The sequence below is a fragment of the Pseudomonas tremae genome (assembly GCF_001401155.1).
GTDB lineage: Bacteria > Pseudomonadota > Gammaproteobacteria > Pseudomonadales > Pseudomonadaceae > Aquipseudomonas > Aquipseudomonas tremae.
In genome coordinates this window covers 42,444-55,985 of record NZ_LJRO01000252.1, presented here as the reverse complement: position 1 = coordinate 55,985, position 13,542 = coordinate 42,444, and the positions used below count along the sequence as shown (strand labels likewise).

The 13,542-nt window shown below is 58.1% G+C and carries 14 protein-coding genes; 6 read left to right on the top strand and 8 right to left on the bottom strand.

What is annotated here, in order from left to right:
* Positions 1-29: 29 nt before the first annotated feature.
* Complete coding sequence (locus ALO43_RS15905) at positions 30-701, top strand: DNA-3-methyladenine glycosylase I (RefSeq protein ID WP_005889655.1); 672 nt, start codon at positions 30-32, stop codon at positions 699-701.
* Positions 702-707: 6 nt separating this feature from the next.
* Here the strand turns inward: ALO43_RS15905 and ttcA are convergent, their stop codons facing one another.
* Positions 708-1,532 carry a tRNA 2-thiocytidine(32) synthetase TtcA gene (gene ttcA / locus ALO43_RS15900; RefSeq protein ID WP_054997784.1) on the bottom strand — a complete coding sequence of 275 codons (825 nt, stop codon included), beginning with the start codon at positions 1,530-1,532 and terminating at the stop codon, positions 708-710.
* A 195-nt stretch (positions 1,533-1,727) separates the two neighbouring features.
* Between ttcA and ALO43_RS15895 the strand changes: the two genes are divergently transcribed.
* Positions 1,728-2,222: a SprT family zinc-dependent metalloprotease gene (locus ALO43_RS15895; protein ID WP_024669912.1), complete on the top strand. Its 495-nt coding sequence runs from the start codon at positions 1,728-1,730 to the stop codon at positions 2,220-2,222.
* A gap of 64 nt (positions 2,223-2,286) precedes the next feature.
* Here ALO43_RS15895 and ALO43_RS15890 read toward each other — a convergent pair whose 3' ends face one another.
* Positions 2,287-3,639, bottom strand: coding sequence for a dicarboxylate/amino acid:cation symporter (locus ALO43_RS15890; protein WP_005889649.1), 1,353 nt, complete (start codon positions 3,637-3,639; stop codon positions 2,287-2,289).
* A 676-nt stretch (positions 3,640-4,315) separates the two neighbouring features.
* Between ALO43_RS15890 and ALO43_RS15885 the strand changes: the two genes are divergently transcribed.
* Positions 4,316-5,338 (top strand): hypothetical protein, encoded by a 1,023-nt coding sequence (locus ALO43_RS15885; RefSeq protein WP_005889647.1) that lies wholly within the window; start codon positions 4,316-4,318, stop codon positions 5,336-5,338.
* The gene (locus ALO43_RS15880) at positions 5,332-6,054 is read left to right on the top strand and encodes a hypothetical protein (RefSeq protein ID WP_005889645.1); all 723 of its coding nucleotides are present in this window, start codon (positions 5,332-5,334) and stop codon (positions 6,052-6,054) included. The genes ALO43_RS15885 and ALO43_RS15880 overlap by 7 nt, the downstream gene beginning before the upstream one ends.
* 94 nt (positions 6,055-6,148) lie before the next feature.
* On the opposite strand, the gene ALO43_RS15875 is transcribed toward ALO43_RS15880, so the two are convergent.
* From ALO43_RS15875 to ALO43_RS15865, 3 genes are read right to left on the bottom strand one after another with little or no spacing between them, the layout of a single operon-like run.
* Entirely contained in the window at positions 6,149-7,495 is a 1,347-nt protein-coding gene (locus ALO43_RS15875) for an ATP-binding protein (RefSeq protein WP_005889643.1), read from the bottom strand.
* A complete protein-coding gene (locus ALO43_RS15870) occupies positions 7,492-8,169 on the bottom strand; it encodes a response regulator (RefSeq protein WP_005889641.1) in 678 nt (225 codons plus the stop codon). The genes ALO43_RS15875 and ALO43_RS15870 overlap by 4 nt, the downstream gene beginning before the upstream one ends.
* A gap of 27 nt (positions 8,170-8,196) precedes the next feature.
* Positions 8,197-8,547, bottom strand: coding sequence for a hypothetical protein (locus ALO43_RS15865; protein WP_005889640.1), 351 nt, complete (start codon positions 8,545-8,547; stop codon positions 8,197-8,199).
* A 177-nt stretch (positions 8,548-8,724) separates the two neighbouring features.
* Between ALO43_RS15865 and ALO43_RS15860 the strand changes: the two genes are divergently transcribed.
* Together ALO43_RS15860 and ALO43_RS15855 are read left to right on the top strand one after the other, a co-directional pair.
* A complete protein-coding gene (locus ALO43_RS15860) occupies positions 8,725-9,513 on the top strand; it encodes a dienelactone hydrolase family protein (RefSeq protein WP_005889638.1) in 789 nt (262 codons plus the stop codon).
* A gap of 170 nt (positions 9,514-9,683) precedes the next feature.
* A complete protein-coding gene (locus ALO43_RS15855; protein WP_217999775.1) occupies positions 9,684-10,409 on the top strand; it encodes a 4'-phosphopantetheinyl transferase family protein in 726 nt (241 codons plus the stop codon).
* Here the strand turns inward: ALO43_RS15855 and fhuF are convergent, their stop codons facing one another.
* Genes fhuF through ALO43_RS15840 form a run of 3 tightly spaced genes read right to left on the bottom strand, consistent with a single transcriptional unit; the run spans position 10,410 to position 13,472 of the window.
* Positions 10,410-11,156 carry a siderophore-iron reductase FhuF gene (gene fhuF, locus ALO43_RS15850; RefSeq protein WP_024690300.1) on the bottom strand — a complete coding sequence of 249 codons (747 nt, stop codon included), beginning with the start codon at positions 11,154-11,156 and terminating at the stop codon, positions 10,410-10,412. It abuts the gene before it with no gap.
* Complete coding sequence (locus tag ALO43_RS15845) at positions 11,114-12,724, bottom strand: ATP-binding protein (RefSeq protein ID WP_054997782.1); 1,611 nt, start codon at positions 12,722-12,724, stop codon at positions 11,114-11,116. The genes fhuF and ALO43_RS15845 overlap by 43 nt, the downstream gene beginning before the upstream one ends.
* 4 nt (positions 12,725-12,728) lie before the next feature.
* A complete protein-coding gene (locus ALO43_RS15840; RefSeq protein ID WP_024669919.1) occupies positions 12,729-13,472 on the bottom strand; it encodes a response regulator in 744 nt (247 codons plus the stop codon).
* Positions 13,473-13,542 lie beyond the last annotated feature (70 nt).

Sequence of the window (13,542 nt, the reverse complement as noted above, 5' to 3'; positions counted from 1 at the left end):
AACTGCCTGTTTAATTCTTTGGAGAACCGATGCACGACTACAAATGGCTGAACGAGTATTGCCTGAATCGATTCGGTTCCGCCAAAGCACTGGAAGCCCACCTGCCCACCCCCAAGACCCCAAAACAATTGCGCGCCATCAGTGCCGACCGCTACCTGTCGACCATGGCCCTGCGCGTGTTTCGTGCAGGCCTGAAACACAGCCTGGTGGACTCCAAATGGCCGGCGTTCGAGGAAGTGTTTTTCCGCTTCGACCCTGAAAAAGTCGTGCTGATGGGGGCCGACCATCTGGAGCGGCTGATGCAGGATGCGCGCATCATTCGCCACCTGGGCAAGCTCAAGAGCGTGCCGCGCAATGCGCAACTGATTCTGGACATCGAACAAGAGCATGACAGTTTCGGAAAATTCATTGCCGAGTGGCCGGTCGATAACATCACCGGCCTTTGGCAGTACCTCGCCAAACACGGCAATCAGATGGGCGGCCTGTCGTCGCCGCGCTTTCTGCGCATGGTCGGCAAAGACACCTTCATCCCGACCTGGGACGTGGTCGCCGCCTTGAACGCTCAGGATATTGTCGACCGCGTGCCGACCAGCAAACGCGATCAGGCCATCGTGCAGGACGTGTTCAACCAGTGGCATGCCGAAAGCGGCAGGCCGATGTGCCAGCTTTCAGCGATGCTGTCCTTCACCGTCAACCACTGACCAAAATCAGATATTGACCACATTGACGAACCGCGATGCAGCAGTCTCGTCAATGCGCAGGCTGCTGAAGTCGAACAGATTGCGGTCGGCCAGTTGCGACGGCTGTACGTTCTGCAAGGCGCGGAAGATGCTTTCAGTACGCCCCGGCGTCTTGCGCTCCCAGTCCAGCAACATGTCCTTGACCACCTGACGCTGCAGGTTTTCCTGCGAACCGCAAAGGTTGCACGGGATGATGGGAAACTGCTTGAGGTCGGAATAGGCCTGAATGTCCTTTTCATGGCAGTACGCCAACGGACGAATCACCACGTTACGACCGTCATCCGCACGCAGCTTGGGCGGCATGGCCTTGAGCGATCCATTGAAAAACATGTTGAGGAAAAACGTCTCGACGATATCGTCGCGATGATGCCCCAGCGCCATCTTGGTAGCACCGATCTCGTCCGCGAAGGTGTACAGCGTGCCGCGCCGCAGCCGCGAACACAGCGAGCAGGTGGTCTTGCCTTCCGGAATCAGTTCCTTGACCACCGAATACGTGTCCTTTTCGACGATGTGGTACTCGACACCCAGTTCCTTCAGGTAGGCAGGCAATACATGCTCGGGGAAGCCGGGCTGCTTCTGGTCCATGTTGACCGCAATAATTTCGAACCTGATCGGCGCCACTTTCTGCAGGTGCATCAAGACGTCGAGCATGGTGTAGCTGTCCTTGCCACCCGACAGGCAGACCATGACCTTGTCACCCTCTTCGATCATGTTGAAGTCGGCAACCGCCTCGCCGGCCAGCCGACGCAGGCGCTTCTGCAGTTTGTTCTGATTGACTGAAAGGGTGCCCATTGATGAGAGGTATCCGCTAACGGTGACGTGAGAAAAGGCAGGCATTTTACGCATAACCGATGCATCGTTAAACAGGCTGCGCTGCTGCGGTTCAGGCTGGCAACGGAACCGGATCAGAAATGACCACCGGGCAGTCGGCATTTTCAGAGCGTAGCCACATTGCGGCATACTTGACGCACTGGAGAACCCCAAAGCATGCCCGAACAACTCAATGCCCGCGTCGAGACCTGCTATCAGCAGGCCGAAGCGTTTTTCAAGCGAACCTTCAAACGCCCGGTGGTCAGTTTTCAGCTACGCGGCCAAAAGGCTGGCGTCGCGCATTTGCATGAAAACCTGCTGCGCTTCAATCCACAGCTTTACAAGGAAAATGCCGAGGACTTTCTGCGCCAGACCGTGCCGCACGAAGTCGCGCATCTGATCGCCCATCAATTGTTCGGCGGCGGCATTCAGCCGCACGGTGAAGAGTGGCAACTGATCATGCGCGGCGTCTATGAACTGCCGCCCAACCGCTGCCATACCTACGCCGTCAAGCGCCGCAGCGTGATCCGCTACATCTACCGTTGCCCATGCCCGGACAGCGACTTCCCGTTCTCGGCTCAGCGCCACAGCATGATCCGCAAGGGCCGGCGCTACCTGTGCCGTCGTTGCCGCGAGCCGTTGGTATTCAGCGGCGAAACCCGCACGGAATAACGCTCGACAACTCACAGGCATAAAAAAACCCATCCGAAGATGGGTTTTTTATGGCCTGAAACTATCAGACGGTCTTGGTAGTGTTCACTGCATGGGCAGGAGTCGCGCCTTCGGCAACGCCGAGGTCGTCTTCCGGGCGGGTTTCCAGGATGGCACTGCCACCGGAAGCCAGCTCCGATTGCAGCTTATCGGTGTCCAGCTCGCCGACCCACTTGGCAACCACGACGGTGGCTACAGCGTTACCGACCAGGTTGGTCAAGGCGCGGGCTTCGGACATGAAGCGGTCGATGCCCAGAATCAGCGCCAGACCGGCAACCGGCAGGTGACCGACAGCCGACAGGGTCGCGGCCAGTACGATGAAACCACTACCGGTTACGCCGGCAGCACCTTTAGAGGACAGCAGCAGAACCAGCAGCAGGGTGATCTGATGAGTGATGTCCATGTGCGTGTTGGTCGCCTGGGCGATGAACACAGCAGCCATAGTCAGGTAGATCGACGTACCGTCCAGGTTGAACGAGTAGCCAGTCGGGATAACCAGACCCACAACGGATTTCTTGGCACCCAGACGCTCCATCTTGATCAGCATGCGTGGCAGGGCAGATTCCGACGAGGAAGTACCCAGCACGATCAGCAGCTCTTCACGGATATAGCGAATCAGCTTGAAGATGCTGAAGCCGTGAGCGCGGGCGATTGCGCCCAGCACAAACACGACGAACAGCACGCAGGTGATGTAGAAGCAGATCATCAACTGACCCAACTGCACCAGCGAGCTAACGCCGTAGGCACCGATGGTGAAAGCCATTGCACCGAACGCACCCAGCGGGGCCAGCTTCATGATCATGTTGATGATGTTGAACATCACGTGGGCAAAGCGATCGATGAAGTCCAGAACCGGCTTGCCGTACGAACCCAGGCGATGCAGGGCGAAGCCGAAGATCACCGAGAACATCAGGACTTGCAGGATATCGCCATTGGCAAATGCGCCGACGATGGTGTTGGGAATGACGTTGAGGATGAAGCCGACGATGCTCTGGTCCTGACCCGCAGTCACGTAAGCCGCGATCTTCGAGGCGTCGAGCGTGCTGACGTCGATGTTCATGCCGGCACCCGGCTGAACCACGTTGACCACGATCAGGCCGATCAGCAGGGCGATGGTCGAAACAACCTCGAAATACAGCAGCGCATAACCGCCGGTCTTGCCAACCGACTTCATGCTTTGCATGCCGGCGATGCCGCTGACAACGGTACAGAAGATGATCGGAGCAATAACCATCTTGATCAGTTTGATGAACCCGTCACCCAGCGGCTTTAAAGCCTTGCCGGTGTCCGGGTAGAAGTGACCGATCAGGATACCGATGACAATCGCTACGATTACCTGAAAATAGAGGGACTTGTAGATGGGCTGACGAGTCGTCATTGCAGTTTTCCTCAAGGGCGCCGTCGGCATCTTTACCTGATGCACGCGGGCCTATAAAGCGCTAACCCTCCTGCACTGGAGGGATTTGTTTTGTCGAGCTGCGCAAAGCAGGCATCTACCCTCTGGGTAGCAATAGGCGTGCCATAGAATCAAAGTGATATCAAGACCCCCGCCTGGCAAGGCTTAAAAGGGTAACAGTAGTCGGGGAGCGAAAGGAGATGTGGCGGTTTTCCGCCGCATAGAGGAAACGTAGGGGCGTCAGTGGCGGATATCCGCCTTTGAGTGACACAGAATGAGCGTGCAGCTCGCTCTTGCTCAGCGAGCAGATGCGCACGACTGCCTGGAATATTAGGAGCTGCAAGAGCGCCTGAATGACACCGATCCCAGAAGCAGACGTTTCAGCAAAACCTGATGTCAGCTCGAATCGTGGATTGATAGAGGTATCAGCCCAAAAATCTTTAATCGGATCTCTTCATTGTTTCAAAAAAATCGGGCACCCTTGCAGAGCATTTTGTATACATCATTACTGATTTATAATTGCTATCTGCATCTGAGCCAAGCTTGATACACGTACTGAAAGCGTATTGACATCAAGGCCACGAACTTTGAAAGCGTTGCTGATGCGAGCGACGTCAAACACCTGATGAATGAATCTCAAAGCAAAGGAGTGATAGCCATGGATGAGAGGCTTTTACCGCGCACTGCAGCCATGAACCGCGGCCCTACTCGTCAAGCAGGCTTGCTAGGCCAAGGGCAAATGACCTTTCCTAGCGAGCGACCAGCTCCACGAACGTCAGCGCTAATGACGTTTGGCGGCTATTACGCTATTGATGATTTCAGCGCTGCCATGATCCTTATTAGTGAACTCAAGGATCCAGAGTCGGGTTTGAACGAAACAGAACTGAAGTCGTCCGTCCTTTTTTTGAACGATCTTATTGCAAACATGAAGAACGCATCGGAGGTCTCAGCCGAAGCGCTAGCGAACCTTCAAAAAGAAGCTATAAGTATCCCTGTAGTCGGACCTCTGTTATTTTCTACAAGCAATCTTCCCGGTACAGTTGCCGGGGTGGGCGGCGTAATTTCTGCGGCATTAAAGACAAAAAAAGTTTCGGACTTAGTAGATCTTCCCCCTGGACTGCAAAAAACCCTGAACAAATGGGCAAAAACCAAAGGCTCCGAAAACTTTAGTACTGTTAATAAAAAATTTAAAGGCAGACTTAAGATTATCAGAATTAACGGCAAGCTGCACCTGGAGGTACCACTTACAGCAGAAGCCATTAAATATAGAATATTTGGCGCCAATGCTGGCCGAGCGGTACATATACCCACTACAGGCACCGCGAAGGCGTTAAACTCTTCTGCGAGGTTACACTCAAAGGGCGCTAGAGGGGTCCCAAAACTTATCGGTGGCAACATAATAGGACTGGCTTTGGCTGTAGGACCGCAGGCTTATATGGATGCTAAAAGCTCCAACTCGATGGGAGAGTTTTTAGATAAGTCTGCCGACACACAACCCACGAACCTCGCCGCGTTTGGCGCTGGCTTTATAGCCACAGTAGTGATAGGGACAAGCGCACCGCTCGTCATCATTATTGCTGCAGGAATAACCGCTGGAATGGCCGCACAGTACTTTATGGGAGAGTCCGGCTGGGATAAATCCATTGCAGAACGTTTAAAACGGTGGAGAGCCTCATGGTAGATACACAACCCAACTCTATCAGGAAAGTGCTCTATGCCAATACATTGCTACTGTACTTTTTTATATTCGTACTGTCATCCAGCTCCCCCCTTCTTCTCTGGCTCGCAACGGGTTCATTTTTTATATTTCTGGGGCGCACGCTGTTCCTGATTTATGTGAATGAGCGATTTTCTGCTTTTGCCACGCAATTTTATGCCGGAATAATACTGACGTTTACGATCATTAGCGTGGGAAGTGTTTATACCGCGTCCAAAAAAGAGCTTCATCTAGATTCTGTAGCGGCAGTACTCTGGGGCGGACTCCCTTTTCTGCTTGTCCTGATCGAGATCCTGATAATCATTAAGAGCCGTTTTAATCACGAGTCGCTGCCTTTCAAGACTCAAGATGGCAAAGTAATGACAGAGCTCAATCACTACAGCGTACAACATGGGCTAATTGCTGGGGTAGCCACACTCATTTCCTGCATTATCCTCAAAACCTTCGGGGCCGCGAGCACTGGCCTTTTGGTCGGTTTCACTTCGACAGCACTGACACTGTATCTTGTGTTTCATTATCGATTCCCCATACGCGGCCTAGTGGCGCTTGTGGCGAAAGAGAAAAAAACGGGGCCTTACACGTTCGCCAATATTGAAGAGATTCGTGAAGCGCGTAGCAAGTGGTGGCTCAGCCGACTGTTTAACTGGCTGACATCTCATCGCAGCAAACCAGGCATTTGATAGGTAGCAACTGATGGGCTATCAAGATTAATTTAACAACGCGGGCCCGTCACAGACACTTACGGGGGCTCGCGCATTGCTTTACGCCCTTCGCTCACTGCGCCAGAAAATGAATCCTGAACGCCGCGCCACCCAGCGCTGAATCTCCCAGGGTCAGCTGCGCGCCGTAGCTTTCGATAATGTCCTTGACCACAGCCAGACCTATACCCTGTCCGGGATTCTGCCGGTCCAGCCGTTCGCCCCGCTCAAGGATGCGCGCACGCTGGCTTTGCGGGACACCGGGGCCGTCATCTTCGACACACAGCTCATCGCCGTCCGCTGAGCGTGTGAAGCTGACGCGCACTTCGCCAAGACACAGCCGGTAGGCGTTTTCCAACAGGTTACCGAGCATTTCCAGCAGCGCGCCCTCCTCCATGTGGACCTGGCAATCCTGCGGCAGATCGAGCGTGGCCTTGACCCGCTTGTCGCGGTAGACCTTATCAAGCGTGTTGCACAGGCTTTCGACCACCGGCCGCAGCATCACGTGATGGCGTACCAGACCGCTCTTGCGCAGGCTGGCGCGCTGCAGTTGATAGCCGATCTGCTGGCTCATGCGCTCGATCTGCGATTGCAGCACGCGTGCCTGCTCGACGTCCTCGGGACGCTTGGCGATGTTCTCGCTGACGCCCTGCAATACCGCCAACGGTGTTTTCAGGCTGTGTGCCAGGTCGTCCAGTGAGTCGCGGTAGCGTATGCGCTGTTCACGTTCGCTGCGCAGCAGGCGGTTGAGCGAGTCGGTCAGGCGCAGCAATTCGCTGGGATGCTCTTCGCTGAGGCTGTCGCGCACGCCCGACTCCACCTGATCCAGTTCCTGACTCAAGCCACGCAAGGCACGCAGCCCCCAGGTCAGGCCCATCCACAACAACCCGAGCAAGACTGCCAATGCAGCGCCGAAGCCCAGATAGAGCTTGCGCCGCAAGCCGTCGATGGTTTCCTGATAACCGCGCAACGGCTGCACCGCGACGATGCTGAATGCAGCGTTACGGCCGCCAAGCAGACGAATCTCGACGTCGTAGACGAAGTACTCGTCTCCATTGATTTCCTTGATCTTGGTGAACTCGCTACCTTGCCCGTCATATTGCGGGCGATAGTCGATGTCTTCGCCTTCGGTGGACAGCGAACGCCAGACCATCTGCCCCTGGCGGTTATAGATGTAGCCCAGCAAGCGACTGCCAGGCAGATTGAATTGTTCGCCCGGCAGCACCGAAGGCATCATCAGATGGCCGTCTTCGACCCGCGCGGCAGAAATCATGGTGGTGACGTCGGAAGCCAGCCGCTGCTCGATCGCCCCGCGTAACGCCAGACTGAATGCGCCCTGCAAAGCAGGCAGCATCAGCAACATGAAGATCACCGCCAGCGTGGCGGCACCCAGCATGAGGCGCAGGCGAAGCGAACGAATCACGTACAGCGCTCATTGAACAGGTAGCCCATGCCACGCACGGTTTCGATCGGTTTGAAGGCCACGCTGCCGTCTAGCTTGCGGCGCAAGCGGCCGACCAGCACTTCGATCACATTCGGATCGCGCTCGTCGTCGTCAGGATAGAGCTGCTCCATCAGACGCTCCTTGGGCACCACCTGCTGGTGATGGAGCATCAGGTACTCGAGAATGCGGTATTCGTACGCGGTCAACGCCAGTGGCTGTTCGGCCAGTGCAGCGTGCTTGCGGTTAAGGTCCAGCAGCAATGGGCCAGCCGTGATGGTCGATTGAATAAAGCCACTGGAACGCCGCAGCAGGGCATTGAGCCGGGCTTCCAGCTCTTCGAACTGGAAAGGTTTGACCACATAGTCGTCAGCGCCGGCAGCCAGTCCTTCGACCTTGTCCTGCCAGTTGCCGCGTGCGGTCAGGATCAGGATCGGAAACGCCTTGCCCAAGGTGCGCAGCTGACGAATCAGGTCCAGCCCGCCGATGCCCGGCAGCCCCAGGTCGATCACCGCCAGATCGTGATTGAATTGCGCGACCTGATACAACGCTTCTTCGGCGTTGGCCACTGCCTCCACCACATGCCCCGCTTCGGTCAGACGGGTGCGCAAGTGGTGGCGCAGCAGCGCTTCATCCTCAACTACCAACAACTTCATGCAGCTCTCCCAGGCACAATCGCAGCCTCAAGACAAAGAATGAAACGACATCGTCGCATCAGTACTCAACAGGTGGGCGCTGACGGGCACATGCTGTGTCACATCATAGCTGCCCAGCAGGATTTCGCGGCTGACAGGCAGGCCATTGTGGGTCCCCGTCAGACTTCCGTAAACCGGCAGGGAATATAGCGTCCCCGCCGATGCATTGGTTTGCCCCTGCTCCCCGAGCGCGTGCCCCCAGCTGTGCGTGTCGTCGAGCCTTTCGCTGGTCTTCGCGAACTCGATGCGGGCCACTTCAAGTTTGCTGTCGCCAGCCTGCGCCGCCGCGCTGCCTCCCAGAAAAGCCAATGCCAGGAAAAACTTGTTGAGATTCAACATATCGACTCCTTTTGCGCTCGGGCACGCTGTCAAGGTAGGGCTCAACAGTAAGCGTGCCGGGCTGAACCCCGACTGAACACTGCATGAACCGGTGCTGAACAGTCCTGCGCGCCACCTGTCGCAGAATCGGCTATTGTTGGCCTTTCATCCTGTACACCCCCGTAGAAGGAGCTGCACATGCGTTTGTGGATTGCAATGATCATGATGGGCCTGACCGGGCTCGCCCAAGCCGCGATCAAAACCGAACAGGTCGATTACAAAAGTGCTGACGGCACCAGACTGGTGGGCTATTACGCCTACGACGACGCCATCAAAGGCCCGCGCCCCGGGATTTTGGTGGTTCATGAATGGTGGGGTTTGAACGACTACGCCAAGCGTCGCGCCCGCGATCTGGCGGCACTGGGTTATAGCGCAATGGCCATCGACATGTATGGCGAAGGCAAGAACACCGAGCACCCGAAAGACGCAATGGGCTTCATGCAGGCAGCATTGAAGGACAGCGATGCGTCCGACAAGCGCTTCGACGCCGGGCTTGAGCAATTGAAGAAACAGCCACAGACCGACCCGAAAAAGATTGCAGCCATCGGTTACTGCTTCGGCGGCAAGATCGTCCTGGACGCAGCGCGTCGCGGCGAACCGTTGTTGGGCGTGGTCAGCTTCCACGGCGCGCTGGTGACCAACACCCCGGCCAAACCGGGCATCAAGGTGCCGATGCTGGTCGAGCATGGCGCCAAGGACAGCATGGTCACACCGGAGAACGTCGTCGCCTTCAAAAAGGAAATGGACGACGCCAAGGCTGACTACACATTCGTCAGCATCGACGGCGCCAAACACGGCTTCACCAACCCCGACGCCGACCGCCTGAGCCACGGCGAACATGGTGGCCCGGACATCGGCTACGACAAAGCCGCCGACCAGAGCTCATGGGCGGACATGCAGAAGTTTTTCAAGAAGATATTTGGCTGATCACTGACCGACGCTCACGCTCTGCGTCGCCACGAAGACGCAGAGCATCGGCAAGATAGTTGGGATTATCGTTCCGCACGCTCCAGCGTGGGAATGCCTTTCACGACAGTTGAGATTAGTGACAGCCTGCACCCTTCCCTCCAACCCAATCACCCGGCAAAATGCCGCCCATGACTCAGCCCCCCATTCTCCCCGCCTGCTGCCCCGAACTTGTCCAGCACTGGCCGCTGCCCCATTCCCTCCCAGGCGCGGTGCTGGTCAGTGGGCGTTTTGATCCGCTCAAGCTGGCTGAGGGCGACTTTCAGCGTTGTGCGGTGCAGCAACCGGCGAGCATTCAGCGCTCGGTCGCCAAGCGTCAGGCCGAATTTCTGGCAGGTCGTCTTTGCGCGCGTGGAGCACTGCGCCAGTTGGATGGACGTGAACACATTCCTACGCTGGGTGAAGACCGTGCGCCGATCTGGCCCGCTGATGTCTGCGGCTCGATCACCCACAGCACCGGCTGGGCCGCTGCCGTGGTGGCGCACAAGCAGCAATGGCGCGGGCTGGGGCTCGACACGGAAAACCTGCTGAGCCACGACCGCGCTTCGCGTCTGGCCGGGGAGATTCTGACTGCCGCCGAGTTGGCCGACATGGCAGCAGGCGCGCAGGATCAGGTGGCGTTGCGCGTCACCCTGACGTTCTCGATCAAGGAAGCGCTGTTCAAGGCGCTTTACCCTATCGTGCAGAAGCGCTTCTATTTCGAAGATGCACAACTGCTGGAGTGGTCCGCCGACGGCAACGCCCGCCTGCGCTTGCTGACAGACCTGTCCAGCGAATGGCACGCAGGCAAGGAGCTGGACGGTCAGTTCAGTGTGCTGGGCGATCATCTGTTGAGCCTGATCGCCGTTCAGGGTTGATCACTCGGGCAGCGGACAATGCTCGCAGCGCCCGACCCACTCGACCCGATGACTCAAACAACACACGCGCCGCTGCCGACGCGGTTCAGCACCTTTCGCCTGCGCCACATAACGCACCGCCTGATACAACGGATTGGCCCGGCCGTCTGGCCTTCGTCGCTCGGTCAACAACGCCATACCCGCTGCCAGCGACACATCGCTGCAGCCAGCCAGTTGCACAAGGCACCCTTCCAGGTAATCCCCGGCGCTGCTCCACAATACTGCGCCAGGCAGTTCGCCATACGCACTTAGCGCGGCAATAAAGGGCTGCAGATTATCGTCAAGCAAACCTGCAAAGCGCTGAAACGGATCGACTGGAATATCCCGCCAAACCTCGCCCTGCTCCAGCAACCTGACACCACAAGGCACGCCACGCTCGTCCAGCACCAACCCGACCTGCCCAAGCACCAACGGCCAATGCCAGGCATGCGCCAGACTGGCAACCAGCACTGGCGGAATAATCTGCATGAAGTAGAACTTGGCCCACTGCGAGACCAGCACCGGCAACTGGCTGGGCATCAATTGCGGCCCGTAAACACTTAGCAGCAGTTGATCGAGCCGCTCAGGCAGCAGCAGATCAGGCAACGCTAACACCGGGCGTAAATCACTCGCCGCCAGCAATGTGCGCCCAAACGGCGCCAACCCTCCGGCATACAACTGCGAATTCACTGCGGCACCTGCGTGCGTGGCCAAGAAAGACTGAAGCACGCCCCGCCCAGGCTGACGCTGCGGCCAACCTGTGCACGGCCTTCGTGCCAGTTGATGATCCGTCGCACAATCGACAGGCCCAACCCATGCCCGCCCGAAGCACGTGTGCGGCTGTCATCGATGCGCATGAATGGCGTGAAAATCTGCTCCCACGCCTCTTCCGGAACGCCAGGGCCATCATCATCCACGTCGATACGACACTGCTGCGAACCCAGCCAATAACTGATCCGCACCTCGTTCTCGGCGTGGCGCATTGCGTTGCTCACCAGATTCTGTACCGCCCGATGCAGATAGCGCGGCTCGGCCTCGACCCAGGCAGCTTCGCCCTCCCCCGGCCTGAGGCCTTCGCCCCGCGAAACCCTTACATCGGCGCGCAAAGGCGCCAGCTCGGCGATCACCTGATCGATCAGCGCGTCCAGATCGATACGCTGGAAATTCAGGGTCGGCGCGCCCTGCTCCAGGCGCGCGTAAGTGAGCATTTCATCGACCAGCTTGTCGAGGTCCTGAATATCGCTATCCATACCGCGCATGTACTTGAGCCGCGCCTCGGACGTGATGGCGTCGCTGACCATCTCCAGCCCAAAACGCAGGCGCGCCACTGGCGTGCGCAGTTCGTGAGACACCGCGCGCACCAGTTCGCGCTGAATCATCAGCGAGCGTTGCAGGTGCTCGGCCATGCTGTTGAACGCTGCCGCCAGCCGCCCTACCGAATCGGAACCCTCGGTGGGCACGCGGGTTTGCAGGCTGCCTTGCGCGATTAACGTGGCAGCCGCTTCCAGCTCCAGCACCCGTCGCTCCAGACGCCGCACCAGCAAGTACACAACCAGACCGATAAAGCACAGCCCCAACAGCGCAATCAGCAGTAGCCAGTGCAGCGGATAAGGGTTCATCTGGTACAGCGGGCCGATCTCCAGCACCCAGTTGGTGTCGACAATCCCGGCCAGCACGCGGATCGAGTCGCCGCCCTTGCCCAGCGCCATAACCGTGTCGCCTTCATAGATGCGGCGGCGCTGATCGTCATCCAGGTCCGCTTGATCCAGCGCCAGCAACTGCAGATCAAAACCGAACCCCTTGTCGATGCGCAGGGCCTGCAGACGCGCTGGCTGCTCGTCGACCGGAAAACGCACCAGCTCGTCGATCAACAGATAGATAGTCGCTCGCGCCAGTTGCTCGGTGATCTGCTGCACTTCGCCGGTCAACAGCAGCGGCTCCTTGTCGCTCAACTGGCGGTAGACCCTGGCGGCATGCGGGCCGATTTGCTCGACCACCACCTGCCCACGTGCCAGCCTTGCTCGCGCGCCGCTGTCCAGTTGCGCCTGTTCGGGGCTTTGCAAGCTCAGGGGTATGCCCAGCAAACGCTCCCAGACCGCCAGGGCGCGGCGGCGCTCGATATCGTCGAGCGACACCAGATTGTCGGCCATTATCGTAAAGGTGCCGTGGGCCAGGCGCTCGCGGTATTGCTCGCCGCGCGCCTGATTGAGCACATGCAGCGCCAGCACGCCCAGCAGCGCAACCAGCACCAATACGCCCAGCACCCCGCCATAGATGCGCAGAAAGATAGAGTTCATCAGGTCAGCCGCTGAACACGTGGCCGCTCATGTCCTGCGCCGCTTCGGGCACAAACAGGTAGCCCTTGCTGCGCAAGGTCTTGATCAGACGCGGATGGATGGGATCGTCGCCGATTTTCGGGCGGATACGCGAAATACGCACGTCGATGGAGCGATCCTGCCCGTCATAACCCACGCCCCGCAGCGCCGTGAAGATCTCTTCGCGGGACAGCGTGCGCCCGGCATTGGCTACCAGCAGCCACAACAGATCGAATTCGGCACCGGTCAGCTCGATGCTCTGTTCGCGCAGCCAGGCCTCGCGCAACGCGTTGTCCACCACCAGCGGCCCGAACACCAGACGGCGAAGCTCGGCGGCCGGCACTTGCGGCGCTTCACTGCGGCGCAGCAAGGCATGAATGCGCGCCAGCAGCACGCGGGGGTGGACCGGTTTGCAGACAAAATCGTCGGCACCGGTGTCCAGCCCCTGAACATGGTCAGTGTCATCGGTGCGCGCAGTGAGCATCAGGATCGGCCCGTCATAACGGTCACGCACGCTGCGGCAGATGCTGAAACCGTCTTCGCCCGGCAGCATCAGGTCGAGGATCACCAGATCAGGCTGCTCGGCAATAATCCGCGCCGCTGCCAGCGCGCCATTGCCTTCTATGCTCACGCGCAGGCCGTTGTTCTGCAAATAATCACAGGTCAGCTCGGCGAGTCGCTGGTCATCTTCGACGATCAGGACGTGCCAGGTGTGTGGCTGCAAAAGAATCTCCCCTTGTTGTTTTTGAAGCGGGTGGTGTTCCAAGGCACGGCTGCGGCGCTCGGTCGCAGGCGAGTGT

What these genes read in the sequence shown, in the direction of transcription:
- ALO43_RS15905 (WP_005889655.1), top strand. Translation starts at nt 30, where the DNA reads ATGCACGACTACAAATGGCTGAACGAGTATTGCCTGAATCGATTCGGT.
- ttcA (WP_054997784.1), bottom strand. Translation starts at nt 1,532, where the DNA reads ATGGGCACCCTTTCAGTCAATCAGAACAAACTGCAGAAGCGCCTGCGT.
- ALO43_RS15895 (WP_024669912.1), top strand. Translation starts at nt 1,728, where the DNA reads ATGCCCGAACAACTCAATGCCCGCGTCGAGACCTGCTATCAGCAGGCC.
- ALO43_RS15890 (WP_005889649.1), bottom strand. Translation starts at nt 3,639, where the DNA reads ATGACGACTCGTCAGCCCATCTACAAGTCCCTCTATTTTCAGGTAATC.
- ALO43_RS15885 (WP_005889647.1), top strand. Translation starts at nt 4,316, where the DNA reads ATGGATGAGAGGCTTTTACCGCGCACTGCAGCCATGAACCGCGGCCCT.
- ALO43_RS15880 (WP_005889645.1), top strand. Translation starts at nt 5,332, where the DNA reads ATGGTAGATACACAACCCAACTCTATCAGGAAAGTGCTCTATGCCAAT.
- ALO43_RS15870 (WP_005889641.1), bottom strand. Translation starts at nt 8,169, where the DNA reads ATGAAGTTGTTGGTAGTTGAGGATGAAGCGCTGCTGCGCCACCACTTG.
- ALO43_RS15865 (WP_005889640.1), bottom strand. Translation starts at nt 8,547, where the DNA reads ATGTTGAATCTCAACAAGTTTTTCCTGGCATTGGCTTTTCTGGGAGGC.
- ALO43_RS15860 (WP_005889638.1), top strand. Translation starts at nt 8,725, where the DNA reads ATGCGTTTGTGGATTGCAATGATCATGATGGGCCTGACCGGGCTCGCC.
- ALO43_RS15855 (WP_217999775.1), top strand. Translation starts at nt 9,684, where the DNA reads ATGACTCAGCCCCCCATTCTCCCCGCCTGCTGCCCCGAACTTGTCCAG.
- ALO43_RS15845 (WP_054997782.1), bottom strand. Translation starts at nt 12,724, where the DNA reads ATGAACTCTATCTTTCTGCGCATCTATGGCGGGGTGCTGGGCGTATTG.